Genomic DNA, 19870 nt, shown 5'->3' with positions numbered 1-19870 from the left:
CTGGGTTCTCAGGGCGTTCGGCGGGGTATGGGCCACTTCGCGGTCGCGGGGCACGCGCGCGCACCGACGCGGCGCATGAGCGCGTCGAATCGGGCATCCGACTTGAGAGAGTCGAACATCGGGTCGCATGGCAGGCTGACGAGGCCGGCGAGCGACTCCTTCGCGGCGACGCTGCGCTCGAGCGCCGTCATCGCCTTGTCGGTGTCGCCTAACGCGATGCTCGCCACCGCCCGCAGGAAGTTGGGCGAGTTGCCCAGGTCCTCGTGCTCCATCAGCGCGCGCTGCCGCGCCGCGTCGGCGCGACGCCCGCGCATCGCGTCGGCCAGCACGAGGTTGGCGCGCCGCCAGAACATGCCGGGCGCGGTGTGGTACGCTCGCTCGAGGTAGACGGCCGCGCTGTCGGGTCGCCCGACGAGCGCGTAGAGGACGCCGACGCCCTGGAGCGCGAGCACGTTGTTCGGATCGATCTCGAGCGATGCGCGGATCATCGGGACTGCGGCGTCGTACCGGCCGGCCAGCCCGAGGGCGTAGCCGTAGATGCCCGTCGCGGCCCCGGAGAGCGGGTCGCGGTCGTGGGCGCGGCGCGTCCATATGAGTCCGTCGGACACGCGCCCCACCTGATCCAGCGCCAAGCCGTAGCCCGCCAGGAGGTCGCTGTTCGTGGAGTCGAACGCCAGCGCCTTCGCGAGCGGCGAGACGGCGTCGCCGAAACGCATCTCGGCGGTGAGCACGAGCGACTGCGCGGCGTACGCCTCCGCGATGGTGGAGTCGAGCGCGAGCGCCCGCCGCGCGCTCGCGGACGCCAGCGCGTTCATCGAGTCGACGTTCGCGGCGCCGAGCGTGGGGCCGTTCACGTACGCGATCGCGAGGTAGCCGTGGGCGCGCGCGAAGCCCGGGTCGCGTGCGACGGCGTCGCGGAAGTGGGCGATCGCGTGCGGCCAGTCGAGGCGGTCGGCGGCGTAGCGCCCACGCAGGAAGCTGTTGTACGCGTCGACGTTCGTCGTGCCGCGCGCGCTGGTCACGGGGGCCGTCGCCGTCGCCACGTGCAGCCGCTCGGCGATGTCGCTGGCGATCGTGTCCTGCATGCGCGGAAGCTCGTCGGCCCCGCCGTCGAGCGTGCGGCTCCAGAGCGCCGCGTCGGTCGCGGAGCGCACGAGCTCCGCCGTCACGTGCAGCCGGTCGCGCGACCGGCTCACCGTCCCCTGCACCACCGCGTCGACGCCGAGCGCGCGGCCGACCTCGCGCGCGTCCCGACCCTTCAGTTGCCGCGACGATCCACGCGCCTTCACCGTGAGCGCCGGCGCGGCGCTGAGCGCGTCGCGGACGCGGTCGGCGAGCCCGTCCTCCAGGTACGCATACGACGTGTCGCCACTCGTGTTCTCGAACGGGAGCACGGCGACCGAGCGAATCGCGTCGCCGACGGGCGCGCCGGCGCGCCGCGCGAGTGCGCCCGCCACGAGGGCCAGCGCCGCGAGCGCGGCCAGCGCGAGTGGGAGGCGGCCGGCGAGGCGCGGCGGCGTCGGTCGGGCGGCGGGCGTCGGCGCGACGTCGGCGGTCGGGACGGTGCCTAACGCGTGCAGGATCTCCCCCGCCGTCTGCGGCCGGTCGCCCGGGCGTTTCTCGAGGCAACGCATCACCAGCGCGGCCAGCACCGGAGGGCAGGCGGGGCGGAGCGTCGCGAGCGGCACCGGCGCCTCGGTGGCGTGCGCGGCGAGCAGCGCCTGCGCGTTGCGCCCGGCGAACGGCGGCTGCCCGGCGAGCATCTCGTACGCCACGACGCCCAGCGCGTAGATGTCGGCGCGTGTGTCGGTATGCGGGTCGGCGACGGCCTGCTCGGGCGCCATGTAGGCCGGCGTGCCTAACGCGACGCCGACCGACGTCAGCCCCTCGCCCGCGGCCGACTCGCTGAGCGCCTTCGCCACGCCGAAGTCGGTGAGGACCGCCGAGCCCCGGCTCAGGAGAATGTTGTCGGGCTTGATGTCGCGGTGCGTGACGCCCTGCCCGTGCGCGTAGTCGAGCGCCTTCGCGACGTCGCGCAGCACGGAGACCGCATCGGCTACAGGCAGCTCGCCGCGCGCGAGTCGGGCCCGGAGACTCTCCCCCTCGACGTACGGCATGGTGTAGTACGGCAGCCCGTCGCCCGTCTGCCCGGCAGTGAGCACGGGAACGACGTGCGGATGCTGCACGCGCGCGGCGAGCGCGATCTCCCGGTTGAACCGCGCGATCGAGACGCCGGCCGCGAGCGCCGCCGGCAGCACCTTCACGACCACGCGGCGGCCGAGCGTCGTATCTTCGGCGACGAACACCTGCGACATGCCACCGCCGCCGAGCTCGCGCTCGATGGTGTACCCGGTGCCTAACGATGCCTGGAGCTGCTCGCGGAGGTGGGTCATCGAGCGAGCGTCGGCGGGGCGAACGGCCATGGCCGGGCGAGCGCGCACGGGGCGACGCCGAGATCGCGCATCGCCGCGCGGAAGCGCGCGTCGGTCCACAGCGGGTCGAGGAAGGGGTTGCAGCCAAGACTGCCGAAGGTGCTGATCCAGTGGTACTGGCCCGCGCGCGTGGTGAGCAGGCGCACGAGCGGCTCGCGGTCGTCGAGCACGAAGTCCGCGAACGCCGTCTCGACGCCGCCCGACAGATCGCCTCCGGGCTGGTGAAGGCTCGCGCGCACGCGTTCCGCGTCATCCCACCGGCCCGCCGCGGCGTACGCGAAGAGCAGTCTCCCGTGCATCCCGCGCGCCTCGGGGTGCAGCCGTACGCCACGCTCCAGCGTGCGCACCGCGCAGTCGGGCCGGCCGCCTAACGCCTGGATGAGCCCGAGGTCGCCGAGCGCGAGCGAGAACGTGGAGTCGATCGCCAGGATGCGACGGATCGCGGTCTCGGCCTCTCCGAATCGACGGGCCTCGGTGAGCGTCGCCCCGAGCACCGTCCCCGCCGACTTGGCCAGCGGGTCGAGCCGCGTCGCCACGCGCAGCTCGGCGATCGCCTCGTCGGTGCGCCCGATGCTCCGCAGCATGAAGCCGAGCACGTGGTGCGCGAACTCGTTCGACGGCTCGGCGGCGATCACGGCGCGGTAGTATCGCTCCGCCTCCGGAAAGCGGAAGTCGTGCTCGAACGCGAGGGCCTGCGCGATCTGCGCGTCGGCGAGCGTGGAGTCGAGCGTCATCGCGCGCCGCGCACTCGCATTGAACAGCGACGTGGCCGAGTCCGTGGGGTCGGGGACGTAGACGCGCAGCACCTCGTAGGCGAACGCCAGCGCGGCGTACGCGCGCGCGAACGTGGGGTCGCGGGCGATGGCCTGCTGGAACAGCCCGATCGACCGCGCGACGTTCTCCGCGCCGCGCTCGTGCCAGTAGTACATCCCCTTGAGATAGAGCTCGTACGCCTCCGCGTTCGTGGTGCCCCGCCCGACCGTCACCTCGGTCGCGCGCGGCCGGTCGGCCGGGTCGTCGCGGCCGCCTAACGTCCGCGCGAGCGCGGCGGCGACGGCGCGCGTGAGCGAGTCCTGCACGGCGAACACGTCGCCCGAGCGGCTCTCGTAGACGCTGTCCCACATCACCGTGCCGTCGGCGGCGCTCACGAGCTGCGTCGTCACGCGCAACCGGTCGCCCGCGCGCCTGACGGTGCCGGTCACGAGCGCGCGGACGCCTAACGCCTTGCCGATCTCCGGCGCCGACACAAACCTGCCCTTGAACGCGTAGGTCGACGTGCGGCCGGCGAGCGTGAGCCCCGGGACGTGCGCGAGCGCGTGCGCCAGCTCGTCGGTGAGCCCGTCGCTGAAGTAGTCGTCCTGCCGATCGCCGCTCGTGTTCACGAATGGCAGCACGGCGAGCGAGCGGATCTCGCCGCTGGCGGAGCGGCCCGTGCGCGCGCGCCACGCGAACGCACCCGCCACGAGGGCGAGCAACACCACGACGGCGCCGACGGCGAGCGCGAGGCGGGCGCCGCCGGCGAGCGCCACCGAGCGCGCGCCACGCGCCGGCGCGAAGCCGGCCGCCGGCGTCGCGTCGAGCGCGTCGAGGATCTCGCGCGCCGTCTGCGGGCGGTCCTCGGGGCGCTTCTCCAGGCAGCGCATCACGAGCGCCGCCAGCGCGGACGGCACCGACGGCCGCAGCGTGGCGATCGGCGTCGGCATCTGGGTGGCGTGCGCGGCGAGGACGGCCTGCCCGGTACGCCCCGCGAACGGCTGGTGCCCGACGAGCATCTCGTACGCGACGACGCCGAGCGAGTAGAGGTCCGCGCGCGCGTCGGTGGCCGGATCGGCGACCGCCTGCTCGGGCGCCATGTAGGCCGGGGTGCCTAACGCGATGCCCACCGACGTCAACGCCTCGCCCGTCGCCGACGCGCTGAGGGCCTTGGCGACGCCGAAGTCGGTGATCACCGCCGACGTGTCGGTGAGCAGGATGTTGTCCGGCTTGACGTCGCGGTGCGCGATGCCCTGCGCGTGCGCGTAGGCGAGCGCCTTCGCGACGTCGCGCAGGACGCCGACCGCCTCGCGGATCGGCAGCCCGCCGCGGCCGAGGCGCGCGCGCAGGCTCTCGCCCTCGACGTAGGGCATGGTGTAGTACGGCAGCCCGTCGTCCGTCTGTCCCGCGGCGAGGACCGGCACGATGTGCGGATGCTGCAGCCTGGCCGCGAGCGCGATCTCCCGCCGGAAGCGCGCGATGGAGACGCTCGCCGCGAGCGCCGCGGGAAGCACCTTCACGACGACGCGCCGCCCGAGTCCGGTGTCTTCGGCGACGAACACCTGCGACATCCCTCCACCGCCGAGCTCGCGCTCGATCGTGTAGGCGTCGCCGAGGGAGGTCTGGAGGCGCTCGCGGAGGTCGGTCATCGGGGCCGCATGAGGCGGCAAACGTGCGCGGCCGCCCGGCCGACCGCCAGCGTCCGGCGGAACGCGCTCGCGAAACCACCCCAGCGGTCGGATCGTATCGGGCGTACCACGGCCAGGAGAGCCCATGCGCATCGCTCACCGCTGTCTCGCCGCCGCGTTCACGCTCGCCGCCGCGATAGCACGCGCGCAGACGCCGGAGAACCTCGACCTGACGACCGTCGGCAAGGACCCGCGCTGGAAGACGCCCGCCGGCCGCGCGACGCGGGTCGTGGACATCAAGGGCAAGCGCGCGCTCGCCGTCGACTCGGCGCCCGGCTACGACGTGATCTGGCTCGACGGCTTCGAGTTCACGAACGGCGTCATCGAGCTCGACGTGCTCGGTCGCAGCCAACCCGTGCAGGGCAGCTTCCTCGGCGTCGCGTTCCACGTCGTCGACGACACGACGCACGAGGCGGTGTACTTCCGGCCGTTCAACTTCCGCGCGACCGACTCGACGCGCCACGCCCACGCCGTGCAGTACGTGTCGCACCCGAAGTTCCCGTGGCAGCCGCTGCGCACGGGGCAGCCCGGCAAGTACGAGAAGCCGATCGTCCCCGAGCCCGACGGCGACGCGTGGTTCCACGTGCGCGTCGTCGTGCAGCGGCCGAAGGTGAGTGTCTACGTCGACGACCAGCCGGCGCCGTCGCTCGTCGTCGACGAGCTGACCGACCGCACCGGCGGCTCCGTCGGCGTCTGGATCGGCGAGGGATCGCCCGGGTACTTCGCGAACCTGCGCGTCACGCGCACGCGTTAGCAACGGCATTGAACCGCGGAGGACGCAAAGGCCGCAGAGGAAACCAACAACGTGGTTCTCCTCTGCGTCCTCTGCGGTTCAAGCCTTGCCTTGGCCGTAGTACGCCTCCGCGCCGTGCTTACGGCGGTGGTGACGCTCGAGCAACGTGTCGTCGATCGCGCGCGCGTCGGGGTTGATGCGCAGCGTGTCGAGCGCCATGCGGGCGGTGGCCTCGAGGGCGACGGCGTTCTCGACGGCGTTAGGCACGTCGTGGCCCCACGCGAACGGCCCGTGGCCGGCGACGAGCACGCCGGGCACGTCGGACGGGTCGAGGCCGCGCTCGCGGAAGGACTCGGCGATCAGCAGCCCCGTGTTGTGCTCGTACGCGCCGCGGATCTCGTCGGCGCGCATGCGGCGCGTCACGGGAACGCAGCCGCGGAAGTGGTCGGCGTGGGTGGTGCCGAAGCACGGCACGTCCCGCTCGGCCTGCGCCCAGCTCACCGCCGCGGCGCTGTGCGTGTGCGCCACGCCGCCGATGCGCGGGAACTCGCGGTAGAGCACGAGATGCGTCGGCGTGTCGGACGACGGACGGAGCGAGCCCTCGACCACGTCGCCGGTGTCGAGCGACACGACGACGATGTCCTCCGGCCGCAGCGCGTCGTACGCGACGCCGCTCGGCTTGATCGCCATCACGCCGGCGTCGCGATCGACGCCGCTCACGTTACCCCACGTGAGGATGACGAGCCCCGCCTTCACGAGGTCGAGGTTCGCCTGGCACACCTGCTCGCGCAGCGCGTCATGCGACATGGGACTCCCGGCGCATCTCGTCGCGGATGTCGAGCAGATCCTTCATGACGTCGTACAGGTCCCCGTTCGCGCCCGGCACGCCGAACGCGTCGTGCAGGCGACGGTAGAGCGCGTACAGCCGGTCGTACACCGCGCGCCGCTCGGGCACCGGCTCGAACACCGTGTCGCGCACGCCGGTCATCGCCTGCATCGCTCGGTCGAACGAGTCGTGTCCACCGGCGTCCGTGCCGGCGACGACGGCGCCCGCCACCGCGGCGCCAAGCGCGCACGTCTGCGCGCTGCGCGAGATCTGCACCGGGCGTCCCATGACGTCGGCGTAGATCTGCATGACGAACGGGTTCTTGTCGGAGATGCCGCCGCAGTTCACGATGCGATCGACCGCGTCGCCGTACTCCTCGTAGCGCTCCATGATGACGCGCGCGCCGAACGCGGTCGCCTCGACGAGCGCGCGGTAGATCTCGGCCGGCGTGGTGTGCAGCGTGAGGCCGAGGATCATGCCCGTGAGGCGCTGGTCGACGAGCACCGTGCGGTTGCCGTTCAGCCAGTCGAGCGCGAGCAGCCCGCTCTCGCCGGGGCGCAGCCGCTCCGCCTCCGCGGTGAGCTCGGCGTGCCCCTTCCCCGCCGGCTTCACCCCTTCGACGAACCAGTTGAAGATGTCGCCGACCGCGCTCTGCCCGGCCTCGAGGCCGAACTGTCCCGGCAGCACCGACTCGGGCACGACGCCGCACAGCCCCGGGACGTCGGCGCAGTCCGCGTCGAGCGGCGCGATCATGAGGTCGCACGTCGACGTGCCGATGATCTTCACGAGCGTGCCGCGCCGGATGCCCGATCCTACGGCGCCGAGGTGGGCGTCGAACGCGCCGACGGCGACCGGGATCCCGGTCGGGAGGCCGAGCCGACCGGCCCACTCCACCGTCAGACCGCCCGCCGCGTCGGCGACGCTGTGCGCCTCGTTAGGCAACGCGTCGCGCAGCCGCACGAGCCGCGGGTCGAGCGCGGCGAGGAACTCGGCATCCGGGTAGCCGCCCCACTCGCGGTGGTACATCGCCTTGTGCCCGGCCGCGCACACGGAGCGGCGCAGCGCCGCGGGGCGCTCGGTGCCGGTGAGGATCGCGGGGATCCAGTCGGCGTGCTCCACCCACGTGTGCGCGGCGTCGAACACGTCGGGCGACGAGTGCAGGCAGTGCAGGATCTTCGCCCAGTACCACTCCGCGCTGTACGTGCCACCGCACTTCGCGAGGTAGTGCGGGCGCATCCGCGCCGCGGTCTCGGTGATGCGACGCGCTTCGGCGTGGCCGGTGTGGTCCTTCCACAGCCACACGTACGCGTCGAGCTCCGTGCGGAACCGCTCCTGGAACGCGAGCGGCTGGCCGAGGACGTCGACGGGGATCGGCGTGGACCCCGTCGTGTCGACGCCGATGCCGACGACGCGCGACGCGTCGAACCCGTCATGCTCGGCGGCGCGCGCGAGCGCGCCCTTCACCGCGCCCTCGAGGCCGACGAGGTAGTCGCGCGGGTTCTGCCGGGCGAGGTCGGGGTCCGTGGGGTCGAGCAGGATCCCTTTCTGTCCCGATGGATAGTCGTACACCCAGGTCCCGAGCTCCGCGCCCGTGTCGACGTCGACGACGAGCGCGCGGACGGAGTTGGTGCCGTAGTCGATGCCTAACGAATACACAGGGCAGGAGGGCAGGAGGGCGTGAGGGCAGGAGTCAGCGGCAGCCGGGCATGCGCACGGCGGCGATGCGTGTAGAGTAGCTCGGCGCGTCCTTGTGGTAGTAGTCGCCGACGTACCAGATCGTGCAGTCGTCGCTCGGGTCGACGGCGGTCTGGGTGTAGTCCTCCCAGCGCAGCGTGTTGGCCTGCGCGCCCTCGCCCTCGACGAGCACCGTCTCGTGCAGCGTGAGCACGCCGGGCGGATCGCCGGCGAGCCGGCCGGCGAAGCGCTGGCCGGCGAAGTGCGGCAGGCCGCCGAACGAGTAGCCGATGCCGATGTTCCCCTTCTTGTCGATCGCGGGGCTCGCCATCCAGCGATAGAAGCCGCCCGGGGCGTACGTGCCCTGCTGCGCGAGCGAGAGGTCGCGGTGCTTGTCGGGCCGCAGCTCGTACCAGCGCACGCCGCCGCCCCCGGCGCTCGTGTTCACCGAGTGCGTCGCGACGACCATCTCGCGGCCGCCGACGCGACGGTAGACGACGCGCGCCATGAGCTTGTCGCCCTGCGCGTCGAGCCGGCGGTCGGTGCCCGGCTGCGGCACGCAGCTCGTGAGCTGGCCGTCGCACAGGTAGTGGTAGGGCGCGACGGCGATGGTCTGCGGCCCGTCCAGGCGCGTCTTCGACGGGTCGTCGAAGTCGACGTGGAACTTCCACGCGTAGATGGCCGAGTCCTCCATCACCTTCTTCAGCTGCGTGCCGCCGGCGGCGAGGACGATGTTCGGCGCGCCCTTCGGCGGCAGCGCCGTGCCGTCGAGGTCCGCGTTGTTCAGGAAGTTCACGCCGTCGATCACGACGCACTGCTCGGTCGCGTCCTGCCCGGCGAGCATCCGCTTGCGGTCCACGGCGCACGTGTGCTTCTGAATCACCTCGTCGCCGGTGCTCGTCGGCACGTAGTACGCGTCGGGCCACACGGCGGGACGCGGGTAGTCGGGGAAGAGCGGGCGCACGAACTCGTAGCGGTAGTACGAGCCCATGGGATCCGGACCGGTGCTCACCGCGTAGCACATCGCGTACGACCCGGTCGTCGGCTGCGGCGGGCGCTGGCCCTGGCGGCGCGGGCCGGTGTCGCCCGGCGCGGGCGGCGCGGGCGGCGGCGTCGGCTCGGGGACGTACAGGCGCACGGCGGCGCCGGGCTGTCCCGGTCGGCCGGGCACGGTGCGCTGCGCCGGCCCGGCCTGCATCGGCGGCGGCTCGTTAGGCCGGTCGGTGACGCGCGAGAAGATCGGCATGACGACGAGCCACCGGTTCGCGAGCTGGTCGTAGCGCACGACGGCGTCGCCGTTGTTGCGCTGCTCGCACGGGCCGCCGAAGCCGCGGAACACGGTGCGCGTCTCGACGGGGCCGTACAGCACCTTGCCCGTCGTGTCGTACAGCTTCCCCCTCTTCGTGTAGATCGCCATGCGCGTGTTGACGATCTGCACGACGTGGTCGGGCCCGACGGCGAGCGTGTTGTCGGACGGATTGCGGAGCGTGGGCATGTAGCCCTGCGGCCCCGTGAATCCGACGCCGAGCCCGTCGAAGCTCGCGACGACCGTCGCCGCGGGCCGCGTCCCCTCGGCCGTCTGCTCCACCGCCGCGCCGCCCGGCGGCACGTCGTGGCTCACCGGACGGGCCGACTCTTCCTCGCGTTCGTTCTCGGGCGCGAGCGCGTTAGGCGGCGCGCCGGCCGCGAGCGGCGCCGAGACGTCGTGCGTGACGGCGCGGTTCACGGTGACGTCGGTGCGAGCGGGCGAGCCGGAGGAGCACGCGGCGAGGAGCGCCACGCATGTCAGCGTGCGAAGGCTGCGGGAAGGGCAGGTCATGGGTCGGACTCGGTTGCGCTGAGTATGCTCACGCGGAGCCGCGGGGAACGCGGAGAAAACCAACACGTTGTGTTGCAGTGCTCCGCGTTCTCCGCGGCTCCGCGTGAGAAGCCGTGCTCCGCGCGAGACATCGCGAGTGCTCACCAGATGTCCCCCACGGTGAACCCCTCGGGAAACGGATCGTCGGCGTCGACGACGTACGTGGCCATGCCAGTGATCCACGCGGTGCCGCTGATCGACGAGACGACGGCGCGGTGCGGACCGACCGACGTCTCCTCGAGCAGGCGGCCGGTGAAGACGGTGCCTAACACGCCCTCGTGCCGGAAGTCGCGGTGGAGCGGAAGCCGGCCGCGCGCGTGGAGCGTGGCCATGCGCGCGGCGGTGCCGGTGCCGCACGGGGAGCGGTCGATCGCGCCGGTCCACGTCGACGGCTTCTCCCAGTCGAGCGTGCCGGTGGAGACGATCACCGCGTTGCGCATGTCGTTGTCCGCGTCGTGCGGTGGGCCCGAGAGCTGGCCGATGGTGATCCCCTCGAAGCCCGGCTGCTCGGGGTGTCGCACCGGCAGCTGCTCGCGGGCGGCGGCCTTGATCATCTCGCCGACGCGGACGATGTCGCGCCCCTCGTCCGCGGTGAGACGCAGGCCGAGCGGCTCGGCGTCGGCGATGACGTAGAACATGCCGCCGTAGGCGACGTCGACGCGTACGGTGCCGAGGTGCGGGACCTCGACGGCGGCGTCGAGGTGGGTCGCGAACGCGGGCACGTTGCGGAACGTGACGCGGGTCACCTTGCCGTTCGAGCAGTCGGCGCGGACGCGGATGAGCCCCGCGGGCGCCTCGAGCACGAGCTCCGTGACCGGCTCCTGCATGGGGAGCATCCCCGTCTCGAGCAGCACGGTGGCGACGCACATCGTGTTCGTGCCCGACATGCCAGGGTACTCGACCTGCTCCATGATGACGTAGCCGGCCTGCGCGTCGGGGTGCGTCGGCGGGAGGACGAGGTTGCAGTTCGCGGCGGGGTAGCCGCGCGGCTCGCGGAGCATGCGGCGGCGGAGGCCGTCCATGTGGGTCGCGAGGTGCTGCATCTTGTCGAACATCGTGGCGCCGGGGACGTCGAGGACGCCGCCGACGATGACGCGGCCCGGTTCGCCGCACGCGTGGGCGTCGACGGCGTGGATCGCGCTGGTGAGTCGCACGCGGGGGCTCTCCGAGGGGACAGGAATCGGATACAATATCCGTGGGACCGCCTCCCGCAACCCCGCCTATTGCCACACCCCGAGCGGATGGATACAATATCCGCCACCCCCGCCCCTGCGCCCATGCCGATGGAACAGCCCCAGTGGACCGGAGTCATCCCGGCCATCACCACCCCGCTCCGGGACGACTTCACCGTCGACCACGCGGCGCTCGCCGATCACGTCAACTGGCTCGTCGATAGCGGCTGCACCGGCATCGTCACCGGCGGCTCCCTCGGCGAGGCCGCGACGCTCTCCTTCGAGGAGAAGGTCGCCGTCAATGAGACGTGCGTCCGCACGCTCGCCGGTCGCGTCCCCGTCGTCGCCGGCATCGCCGGCCTCGCCACCGCCGAGTGCGTCGCCCTCGCGCGCGCCGCCGAGCAGGTCGGCTGCGACGGCATCATGGCCCTCCCCGCCTACGTCTACTACAGCGACTGGCCGGAGGCGCGGGAGCACTACAGCGCGATCATCAACGCGACGGGGCTGTCGTGCATGCTCTACAACAACCCCATCGCCTACCGCACCGACGTCCTCCCCGAGCAGCTCGCGGAGCTCGCCGAGCGGCACGAGAACCTGCACGCCGTGAAGGAGTCGAGCGGCGACGTTAGGCGCGTCACCGCCGTCCGTGAGGCGCTCGGCGACCGCCTCGCGGTCTTCGCCGGGCTCGACGACATGATCGTCGAGGCGGTCGCGATGGGCGCCGCCGGCTGGATCGCGGGCCTCGTGAACGCGCTCCCCGTCGAGTCGGTGCGGGTGTACGAGCTCGCGCGCGACGGCCGCTGGGCCGAGGCGCACGCGCTCTACCACTGGTTCCTGCCGCTGCTCCGCATGGACACCGTGCCGAAGTTCGTCCAGCTCATCAAGCTCGTGCAGGCCGAGGTCGGCCGCGGCACCGAGACCGTGCGCCCCCCGCGCCTCCCGCTCGAGGGCGCCGAGCGCGACGAGGCACTGAAGCTCGTCCGCGAGCGCCTGGCGAGCCGCCCCCCCCTGCCTAACGCGTCGGCCCACGGCGCCAGCAACGGCCAGGGCGGCTCGGCGAAGGTCGCGGCGGGGCGGTGAGCTGAGGAAGGGTCTCTTCGAGTCTGAACCGCAGAGGACGCAGAGGGCCGCAGAGGAGAACCAATCGCTGTTGGTTTCCTCTGCGGCCCTCTGCGTCCTCTGTGGTTCATTCACACTGCCAAGGCAGTTCTCCGCACGCTCCGCGTCTCCACGTGAGACCGCTCATTGCACGCGCCGCAGCGTGCCGAGCGACGCGGGCGCGATGGGCGGACGCACGGAGTCGGCATCAGCCGGCCAGCCGCGCAGCAGCTCGAGCGCCGCGCCGCACACGCGTCCCTGACAGGGACCCATCCCGGCGCGCGTCTGCAGCTTCGCCTGACGCGCCGACCACCCCGGCTCGATCGCGCCGAGCGGCACGTCCTCGCAACGGCAGACGATCGTGTCGGGACGCGCGAGCGCGAGCAGCTCGGCCCGCGGCGCGAACGCGCGGTCCATCGCCGCGGCGAGCGCGCGCAGCCCCTCGCGGCGACCGTGCAGCGCCGCCGCGCCGTCGTCGCGCCCCGCGGCGCACAGCCCCGCGATCTCTCCCTCGACGAGCGCGAGGTCGACGCCGCCGATGCCGGTCGGCTCGCCCGCGCAGAACACCCCCGCGCGCGTCGTCGCCTGTCGCGCGTCGACGACGACGGCGCCAGCCTGCGTGCGGCAGCCGAGCAGTCGCGCCAGCTCGGTGTTCGGCACCAGGCCGTAGCCGGCGCACAGCAGGTCGCAGTCGAGCGTGCGCACGCGCGTCCCGTCGGTCACCTCCACCGCGGCGAGAGCGCCGTTCGCACCCGCGTGCGCGGCCGCGACCCACTCTCCCACGCGGTACGGCGTGCGGCGGAAGCCGGCGCGGTAGCGTGCGGCCTCCACGAGCGCGCGCGGGCGGCGCCACAGTCCGGCCGCGAACGCGGCCACGCGGCCTAACGGCGCCTGCTCGGCGACGAGCGCCACGCGCGCGCCCGCCCCGCTGAGCGCCGCCGCGACCGGGAGGAGCAGCGGACCGCTCCCCGCGATCACCACGCGCCGGCCGGCGAACGACGTGCCGCCCTTCAGCAGCGCCTGCGCGCCGCCGACGCCCACGACGCCGGGCAGCGTCCAGCCAGGGAACGGGAGGAACCGCTCGCGCGCCCCGGTCGCGAGCACCACCGCGTGCGTCCGCACCACGCTCGGCGCACCGGCGGACGCGCCGTCGCCCGCGGCGATGCGCTCGACCGCGAGCGCGAGCAGCTCGCCGTCGTCCGACGGCTCGGCCCACGCGTCGATCACCGCGCTGCTCGCCATGAGCGTCGCGCCGGAGCGACGCAGCCGCTCGAGCCACGGTCGCGCGGCCGCCGGCGCGTCGGTGCGGTGACGCCAGATCTGGCCGCCCGGCAGCGGGCTCTCGTCGACCAGCACCACGCGCGCACCCGACTCCGCGGCGCGCGTCGCCGCCGCGATCCCCGCCGGCCCGCCGCCGACCACGACGACGTCGCGGGCGCCCAACCCGTGCATCACGCGGCGCCTCCCGTGCGCACGTCCATTCCCGCCGCGACGGGCACGAGGCACGCGCGCCGGTGCGGCACGCCGTCGATCGTAACGCGGCACTCGTGGCAGATGCCCATGCCGCACAGCGGCGCGCGCGACTCGCTCGACACCGATCGGCGGAAGGATCGCACGCCCGCGTCGAGCAGCGCCGCGGCGAGCGAGACGCCCTCGCGCACGAGCAGCGTCTCGCCGTCGAGCGTGAGAGCGATCGTCGTCGGATCGTGGTGCTTCGGGTGCGCCATCTCAGAACTCCATGTGCATGCAAGGCTCCTCGTGTCTGGCCGCGGATCGGCGGATCAGTCGATCCGTTACCAAACCTCTAGGAAATGTGCTCGTCATGGAGCCCGGCCCCGGCGTGCGACGCCTCGTCCATCGTCGCCGCATCGAGCACGCGCGACGGCGCGAACGGTGCCGCGTCGATCGGCGGCGTCCGTCCCGCGACGAGATCGGCGAGCAGGCGCGCCGTGCCTAACGCCATGGCGATGCCGAGCCCCTCGTGTCCCGCGGCGATCCACATCCCCGGGATCGCCGGCCACGCGCCGATCAATGGCAGCTTGTCCGGCGTCGCCGGACGGAAGCCGGTCCACGTGCGGATCACCGAGAGGTCGGCGAGCGTGGGGAGGAACTCGGCCGCGCGGTCGAGCATGCGGCGCAGCACGCTCCGGTTGATCGAGCCGTCCCATCCGACGAGCTCGCGCGACGAGCCGACGAGCAGCTGCCCCGTGGCGCGCGGCTGCACGTTGAACGCGACCGACTCGGTCGTCATCACGTGCGCGCTCGCGAGGTAGCCGAGCTCCACGAGCTGGTGGCGCACGGTGCCCGGGTAGCGGTCGGTGATGGCGAGGTGTCCCTTGCGCGGCACGATCGGCAGCTCGGGCGTCAGGCGCGCGGCCTCGGCGCCCGCGGCGTTCACGATCACGTCGGCGCGCAGCGTCTCGCCCGCGCAGACGACGGCGCGCTCGGTGATCGCGTCCACGCGGCACCCCTCGCGCACGACCGCGCCCGATGCGCGCGCCTGCTCGAGCAGCCACGTCGTCGCGCGCGGTTGATACACGACGGCGTCGCCCGGCACGAGCAGCCCGCCGGCGAGCCCCGGCCGCAGGTACGGCTCGACCGCGGCGAGCTCGCGCGGGCCGAGCACCTCGCTCGCGATGCCGGCCGACGCGTACACGTCGCGCTTCGCGCGCACGGCCGCGAGCTGCGACTCGTCGGCGGCGACCCACACCGTGCCGCACGGCTCGTACTCCACGGACGGCGGCAGCGACGGCGCCAGCTCGCGCCACAGCGACACGGAGAGCGACGTGAGCGCGAGCTGCTCGGGCGAGTCGTCCATCACCACGAGGTGCCCCATGCCGGCCGCCGTCGTGCCCGACGACGCGAACGACGCGTCGAGCACCAGCACCTTGCGGCCGTCGCGCGCGAGCTCCCGCGCGCAGGCGGCGCCGACGATGCCGGCGCCGACGACGATGGCATCAGGGCGCATGGCTATCCGTTCTCCGCCTTCTCCGCGCCTCCGCGTGCGACATGGCCAGGCACGTCACCCGCCGATCCCGAACCGGAACGGATCTCTCGGGTCGAGGATCAGCGTCGACTCGGCGGTCACGTACGCGGTGCCACGCACGAACGGCACGATCTCGCCCGCGTCGTTAGGCGCGAGCCATCCCGTGAACACGCCGCCCGCGATCCCTTCCTGGCGCCAGGGCTGGCCGACGGCGAGCTCGCCGCGCGCGTGGAGCGTCGCGAGCTTGGCCGAGGTGCCGGTGCCGCACGGCGAGCGGTCGTACTCGCCGCCGGAGCAGAGCACGAAGTTGCGGCAGTCCGCCTGCTCCGACTCGGCGGAGATCTCGATGTGGTCGATCGCGCCGCCGCCGTCGACGCGCGAGAGTCCCGCGGCGTCGAGCGCGTCCTGCACCGCCTGCGTGAAGCGCGTCAACTCGCGCACGTTCGCGACGTCCACCGCGACCGGATGCGCGTGCGTGATGAAGAACCAGTTGCCGCCGTACGCGACGTCGCCGGTGACCGTGCCGTAGCCGGGCACCTCGACCGACACGTCGCGCGCGTGCAGCCGCGCGGGCACGTTCTCGATGGTCACCGTGCCGTCGGCCGCGAGCTCGGCGCGCACGGTGCCGACCGGCGTGTCGAACTGGTGCGTGCCGACCGTCAGGCGGCCGAGGTGCTCGAGCGTGCGGACGACGCCGATCAGGCCGTGGCCGCACATGCCGAGGTACGTGCCGTTGTTGAAGAACACGATCCCGGCGGCCGAGCCCTCGTTCACCGGCGGCGTGAGCAGCGCACCGACGACCGCGTCGCTCCCCCGCGGCTCGCGCACCACGCCGCGCCGCAGATGATCGAACCGCGACCGCAGCACGTCGCGGCGCTCGGCCATCGTCGCGCCGTCGGGGAGCGGCCAGCCGTCGATCACGACGCGGGTGGGCTCGCCCTCCGTGTGGCTGTCGACCACATGGATCCGCTCGAGGCTCGACGCTCCACGCTCCACGCTCGGCATGGTCGCGGGAGATGTCGAGCGTGGAGCGTGGAGCGTGGAGCGTGGAGCGTCTGTCATGGATTTATCTGCACCGTCTTGATCTCCGTGTAGAACTCGCGCGCCGCCGGCCCCTGCTCGCGCGTCCCCGAGCTCGATCCCTTCATGCCGCCGAACGGCGCGTGCGGGTCCACGCCTGTCGTGTCGCCGTTCACGCGTACGAGGCCGGCGTGGATGCGATTGATGTAGCGGAGCGCACTGCGGATGTCGCGCGTGAACAGCGACGCGCTCAGCCCGTACGGCGTGGAGTTCGCCAGCTCGATCGCGTGGTCGAGGTCCTCGGCGGCGAACGACGCGAGCACGGGGCCGAACAACTCGTTCTGGGCGAGCGACGAGTCGACGGCGGCGTTGCGCACGAGCGTCGGCGGCACGAACCAGCCGCGCGCGTACTCCGGCGCGTCGGGCACCGGCACCACGATCTCGGCGTCGAAGCCGTCGAGCGCGGAGAGGATCGACGTGCGCGAGCCCTCGCTGATGACCGGACCCACCGCGGCCGACGGATCGCTCACCGGGCCTAACGGGAGCGACGCCACCTGCCGGCGCAGCTCGTCGAGGAACGGCGCCTCCACCTCGCGCGCGACGACGACGCGGCTCGTCGCGGTGCACTTCTGCCCCGCGTAGCGGAACGCGCCGGCCGCGGTGAGCGTCGCGGCCTGACGCAGGTCGGCGTCGGGAAGGACGATGGCGACGTTCTTCCCGCCCATCTCCGTCTGGTAGCGGATGTTGCGCGCCGCCGCGGCGGCCGCGACCTGCGCGCCGACGCCGCCGGAGCCCGTGAAGCTCACCGCGCGCACGGCGGGCGCCTGCAGCAGCGCGGGGCCGATCGCGGAGCCGGTCCCGAGCACGACGTTGAACACGCCGGCCGGGAGCCCCGCGGCGGCCGCCGCCTCGGCCAGCAGCACCGCGGTGTGCGACGCCGCCTCGGCCGGCTTCAGCACGATCGTGTTGCCGAACGCGAGCGCGGGCGCGGCCTTCCACAGCGGGATGGCGAGCGGGAAGTTCCACGGCGTGATGAGCGCCACGACGCCTAACGGCTCGTGCAGCGTGAACTGCAGCGCGCCCGGCGCCTGCGCGGGGATCACGTCGCCGAGGGCGCGCACCGCCTCGCCGGCGTAGTAGCGCAGGATGGCGACGGCGCGCGTCGTCTCGCCGCGCGACTCGCCGATCGGCTTGCCGACCTCGCGCATCATCGCCTCGGCGATCGTCTCGTGGCGGTCGGCGATGGCGGCGGCCCAGCGGTAGAGATGCTCGGCGCGCGTCGGGCCGGGGAGCGCGCGCCACGTCTCGAGCGCCTCGCTCGCGGCATCGACGGCGAGCGCGACGTCGGCCGCGGATCCGACGGGCACCTCCGCGACGACGTCGGCGGAGTCGCTCGGGTTGACGTGGGTGCGCCACCCCGCGGCGTCGCCGGCGCGCCAGCCGCCGTTGATGAAGTGCTCGAGCTTCACGCTCCCCACGCCCTTCACGCTGGATCCGGTCACGACACGCTCCGTTCTTTCTGCAGGAAGTCGTGCAGCAGCCGTCCCGCGCCGACGATGTGGTCGCGCAGCAGCTGCACGGCGCGCTTCGCGTCGCGCTTGCGCACGGCGGCGAGGATGCCGCGGTGCTCGTCGTTCGCGCGCATCTCGCCGTGGGTGAGGGCGAGCTGCATGCGCAGGTACCGGTCGCACTGCTGGTGGAGCTTCTGCGCGACGGTGAGCGTGAACGGGCGGTCGGCGGGCGCGTACAGCGTGGAGTGGAACTGCCAGTTCATGGCGCCCCACGACGCGACGTCGCCGTTGCGCAGCGCGGTCTCGTAGGCGTCGAGCACGTCCTTCGCGCGCGCGATGTCCTCGGCGCGCACCTGCGGCATGGCGCGGCGGAGCAGCTCGGTCTCGATCTGCGCGCGGAGGTCGAACAGCTCCTCGATCTCGCCGAGCGAGAGCGTGGAGACGACGGCGCCGCGGTGCGGGTTGAACGTGACGAGCCCCTCGGCCTCGAGCTGGCGGAGCGCCTCGCGGACGGGGATGCGGCTGACGCCGAGCTCCTCGGCGAGGGCGTCCTGGCGCAGCGGCTCGCCCTCGGGATAGGTCCCGTGCAGGATGCGCTCGCGGAGCGCGTCGAGCGTCATGCTCGTGAGCGTCTGCCGCTGGATGGGCAGGACGCGCGGCTCGGCGCCGCGCGATGGCGGCGGAGCGAGCGGCGTCGTGCGGGGCGATGCATCGGCGGTGGAGCGTCGTGCCATCGGGGCTCCGAGCTGAGGGTCGGCGGGGGGCTGCGGATAAAATATCCTGAAGACGGTCAGCCGAACAGTCGGTCGATCGACGTCGCCGGCGCGGTGAAGAAGCGCGGCCCGCTCTCCGTGATGTACAGACAGTCCTCGAGCCGGATCCCGAACTCGCCGTAGATCGCGATCATCGGCTCGTCGCTGAAGCACATGCCGGGCTGGATCACGGTCGTGTTGCCGCGCACGAAGTTCGTCCACTCGTGCCCGTCGAGGCCGATGCCGTGCCCGGTGCGGTGCGGCAGGCCGGGCACCTTGTAGTCGGGACCGAAGCCGGCATCGGTGATCACCTTGCGCGCCGCCGCGTCCACCGACTCGCACGTCGCGCCCGGCCGCGCCGCACGGAACGCCGCGTCCTGCGCGCGGTGCTCGAGATCCCACACCTCGCGCTGCCGCTTCGACGGCGTGCCGAACACGCCCGTGCGCGTGATGTCCGACGAGTACCCCTCCACCTTGCACCCGCCGTCGACGAGCACCACGTCGCCCGCGCGCAGCTTCTGCGGCGTGACGCTGCCGTGCGGGTACGCCGAGTACTGCCCGAACTGCGCGCCGGCCGACCCGTTAGGCACGCCGAGCCGCGCGAACGCGCTCTCGACGTTGCGCTGGAACTCGAACTGCGTCATCCCCTCGTGCAGCGTCGCGAACGCGGCCTTGTACGCGGCGAGCGTGACGTCGTTCGCGCGCTGCATGAGCGCGATCTCCGCCGGCGACTTGATCATGCGGCAGCCGGCCGTGACCGGCACCGCCTCGACGAACGTCGCCTGCGGCAGCTCGCGCCGCACGCCGTCGACGACGAAGAAGCGCATGCGCTCCTCGACGCCGACGCGCCCCGTGCCCACGCCGCGCTCGCGAAGGATCTGCGCCACCACGCGGTACGGGCTCTCGTCCTCCTGCCACACGCGGACATCGTTCGAGAACCGCGTCTGCTCGCGCGCCCGCGCCTCCTCGAACCCCGGCGCGACGTACGCCAGGTCGCCCTTCGCCGGGAGCACGGCGACGAACGGCCGCTCGCTGAGCCCCCACTGCACGCCGGTGAAGTAGAACAGGCTCGACCCCGGCTCCAGCACGAGCGCGTCGATCCCGTGCTCGGTCATGAGCCGCCGCGCCTTCTCGATCCGCGCCCGCCGCTCGTCGTCGGTGATCTTCACGATCCCCGCCGTCATCGGCGTCAGCTTCGCGATCGGCGCCGGCAGGTCGCAGTCGTCGGCCATCTCGGCGCGCGCGCCGCGCGGGAGCGCGGAAGCGCCGAGGAGGCCCAACGTCGATTTCCAGAAGTCGCGGCGGCGCATGGGCGGTCGGAGTGCGCGGTGGATGCTCGCCGGGCTGGGCTCCACGTACGTGTTCGT

General features: G+C 73.0%; 15 protein-coding genes. 2 read left to right on the top strand and 13 right to left on the bottom strand.

All coding sequences use genetic code 11. The features are described from left to right. Window positions 1-8: 8 nt before the first annotated feature. Together J421_RS24555 and J421_RS24550 are read right to left on the bottom strand one after the other, a co-directional pair. Window positions 9-2393: a protein kinase domain-containing protein gene (locus tag J421_RS24555; RefSeq protein WP_158508890.1), complete on the bottom strand. Its 2385-nt coding sequence runs from the start codon at window positions 2391-2393 to the stop codon at window positions 9-11. Then, the gene (locus J421_RS24550; protein ID WP_025413764.1) at window positions 2390-4834 is read right to left on the bottom strand and encodes a protein kinase domain-containing protein; all 2445 of its coding nucleotides are present in this window, start codon (window positions 4832-4834) and stop codon (window positions 2390-2392) included. The genes J421_RS24555 and J421_RS24550 overlap by 4 nt, the downstream gene beginning before the upstream one ends. 124 nt (window positions 4835-4958) lie before the next feature. Here J421_RS24550 and J421_RS24545 point away from each other — a divergent pair, with 124 nt between their 5' ends. After that, on the top strand, window positions 4959-5627 hold the full coding sequence (locus tag J421_RS24545) for a hypothetical protein (protein WP_025413763.1): 669 nt from the start codon (window positions 4959-4961) through the stop codon (window positions 5625-5627). 78 nt (window positions 5628-5705) lie between these two features. On the opposite strand, the gene araD is transcribed toward J421_RS24545, so the two are convergent. From araD to J421_RS24525, 4 genes are all read right to left on the bottom strand, one after another. Then, entirely contained in the window at window positions 5706-6413 is a 708-nt protein-coding gene (gene araD, locus J421_RS24540; protein ID WP_025413762.1) for an L-ribulose-5-phosphate 4-epimerase AraD, read from the bottom strand. Further along, window positions 6403-8088 carry a ribulokinase gene (locus J421_RS24535; RefSeq protein ID WP_025413761.1) on the bottom strand — a complete coding sequence of 562 codons (1686 nt, stop codon included), beginning with the start codon at window positions 8086-8088 and terminating at the stop codon, window positions 6403-6405. Before J421_RS24535 ends, araD begins: the two co-directional genes overlap by 11 nt. A gap of 34 nt (window positions 8089-8122) precedes the next feature. Beyond that, entirely contained in the window at window positions 8123-9925 is a 1803-nt protein-coding gene (locus J421_RS24530; protein ID WP_148306519.1) for a hypothetical protein, read from the bottom strand. A 140-nt stretch (window positions 9926-10065) separates the two neighbouring features. Further along, window positions 10066-11118 carry a proline racemase family protein gene (locus J421_RS24525; RefSeq protein ID WP_025413759.1) on the bottom strand — a complete coding sequence of 351 codons (1053 nt, stop codon included), beginning with the start codon at window positions 11116-11118 and terminating at the stop codon, window positions 10066-10068. 129 nt (window positions 11119-11247) lie between these two features. Here J421_RS24525 and J421_RS24520 point away from each other — a divergent pair, with 129 nt between their 5' ends. After that, a complete protein-coding gene (locus tag J421_RS24520; RefSeq protein WP_025413758.1) occupies window positions 11248-12216 on the top strand; it encodes a dihydrodipicolinate synthase family protein in 969 nt (322 codons plus the stop codon). Window positions 12217-12378: 162 nt separating this feature from the next. Here J421_RS24520 and J421_RS24515 read toward each other — a convergent pair whose 3' ends face one another. The 7 genes from J421_RS24515 to J421_RS24485 form a co-directional block, all read right to left on the bottom strand. After that, window positions 12379-13686 (bottom strand): NAD(P)/FAD-dependent oxidoreductase, encoded by a 1308-nt coding sequence (locus J421_RS24515; protein ID WP_025413757.1) that lies wholly within the window; start codon window positions 13684-13686, stop codon window positions 12379-12381. Further along, window positions 13686-13961 (bottom strand): (2Fe-2S)-binding protein, encoded by a 276-nt coding sequence (locus J421_RS24510; protein WP_025413756.1) that lies wholly within the window; start codon window positions 13959-13961, stop codon window positions 13686-13688. Before J421_RS24510 ends, J421_RS24515 begins: the two co-directional genes overlap by 1 nt. Before the next feature lie 77 nt (window positions 13962-14038). Further along, window positions 14039-15202 carry an NAD(P)/FAD-dependent oxidoreductase gene (locus J421_RS24505; RefSeq protein ID WP_104023253.1) on the bottom strand — a complete coding sequence of 388 codons (1164 nt, stop codon included), beginning with the start codon at window positions 15200-15202 and terminating at the stop codon, window positions 14039-14041. Between the two features lie 54 nt (window positions 15203-15256). Next, the gene (locus tag J421_RS24500; protein ID WP_025413754.1) at window positions 15257-16225 is read right to left on the bottom strand and encodes a proline racemase family protein; all 969 of its coding nucleotides are present in this window, start codon (window positions 16223-16225) and stop codon (window positions 15257-15259) included. A gap of 53 nt (window positions 16226-16278) precedes the next feature. Continuing rightward, window positions 16279-17742, bottom strand: coding sequence for an aldehyde dehydrogenase family protein (locus J421_RS24495; RefSeq protein WP_025413753.1), 1464 nt, complete (start codon window positions 17740-17742; stop codon window positions 16279-16281). Next, window positions 17739-18485, bottom strand: coding sequence for a GntR family transcriptional regulator (locus J421_RS24490; protein WP_025413752.1), 747 nt, complete (start codon window positions 18483-18485; stop codon window positions 17739-17741). Before J421_RS24490 ends, J421_RS24495 begins: the two co-directional genes overlap by 4 nt. A gap of 56 nt (window positions 18486-18541) precedes the next feature. Further along, window positions 18542-19813 (bottom strand): M24 family metallopeptidase, encoded by a 1272-nt coding sequence (locus tag J421_RS24485; RefSeq protein ID WP_025413751.1) that lies wholly within the window; start codon window positions 19811-19813, stop codon window positions 18542-18544. Window positions 19814-19870 lie beyond the last annotated feature (57 nt).

Source organism: Gemmatirosa kalamazoonensis, from assembly GCF_000522985.1.
Taxonomy (GTDB): Bacteria; Gemmatimonadota; Gemmatimonadetes; order Gemmatimonadales; family Gemmatimonadaceae; genus Gemmatirosa; species Gemmatirosa kalamazoonensis.
Note: the sequence above shows the minus strand (reverse complement) of the source record. Positions and strands in the feature narration are given on the sequence as shown.

Excerpts from the sequence above, each read along its gene's own strand:
- J421_RS24555 (WP_158508890.1), bottom strand. The coding sequence starts at position 2,393 with ATGACCCACCTCCGCGAGCAGCTCCAGGCATCGTTAGGCACCGGGTAC.
- J421_RS24550 (WP_025413764.1), bottom strand. The coding sequence starts at position 4,834 with ATGACCGACCTCCGCGAGCGCCTCCAGACCTCCCTCGGCGACGCCTAC.
- J421_RS24545 (WP_025413763.1), top strand. The coding sequence starts at position 4,959 with ATGCGCATCGCTCACCGCTGTCTCGCCGCCGCGTTCACGCTCGCCGCC.
- araD (WP_025413762.1), bottom strand. The coding sequence starts at position 6,413 with ATGTCGCATGACGCGCTGCGCGAGCAGGTGTGCCAGGCGAACCTCGAC.
- J421_RS24530 (WP_148306519.1), bottom strand. The coding sequence starts at position 9,925 with ATGACCTGCCCTTCCCGCAGCCTTCGCACGCTGACATGCGTGGCGCTC.
- J421_RS24520 (WP_025413758.1), top strand. The coding sequence starts at position 11,248 with ATGGAACAGCCCCAGTGGACCGGAGTCATCCCGGCCATCACCACCCCG.
- J421_RS24515 (WP_025413757.1), bottom strand. The coding sequence starts at position 13,686 with ATGCACGGGTTGGGCGCCCGCGACGTCGTCGTGGTCGGCGGCGGGCCG.
- J421_RS24510 (WP_025413756.1), bottom strand. The coding sequence starts at position 13,961 with ATGGCGCACCCGAAGCACCACGATCCGACGACGATCGCTCTCACGCTC.
- J421_RS24505 (WP_104023253.1), bottom strand. The coding sequence starts at position 15,202 with ATGCGCCCTGATGCCATCGTCGTCGGCGCCGGCATCGTCGGCGCCGCC.
- J421_RS24500 (WP_025413754.1), bottom strand. The coding sequence starts at position 16,225 with ATGCCGAGCGTGGAGCGTGGAGCGTCGAGCCTCGAGCGGATCCATGTG.
- J421_RS24490 (WP_025413752.1), bottom strand. The coding sequence starts at position 18,485 with ATGGCACGACGCTCCACCGCCGATGCATCGCCCCGCACGACGCCGCTC.
- J421_RS24485 (WP_025413751.1), bottom strand. The coding sequence starts at position 19,813 with ATGCGCCGCCGCGACTTCTGGAAATCGACGTTGGGCCTCCTCGGCGCT.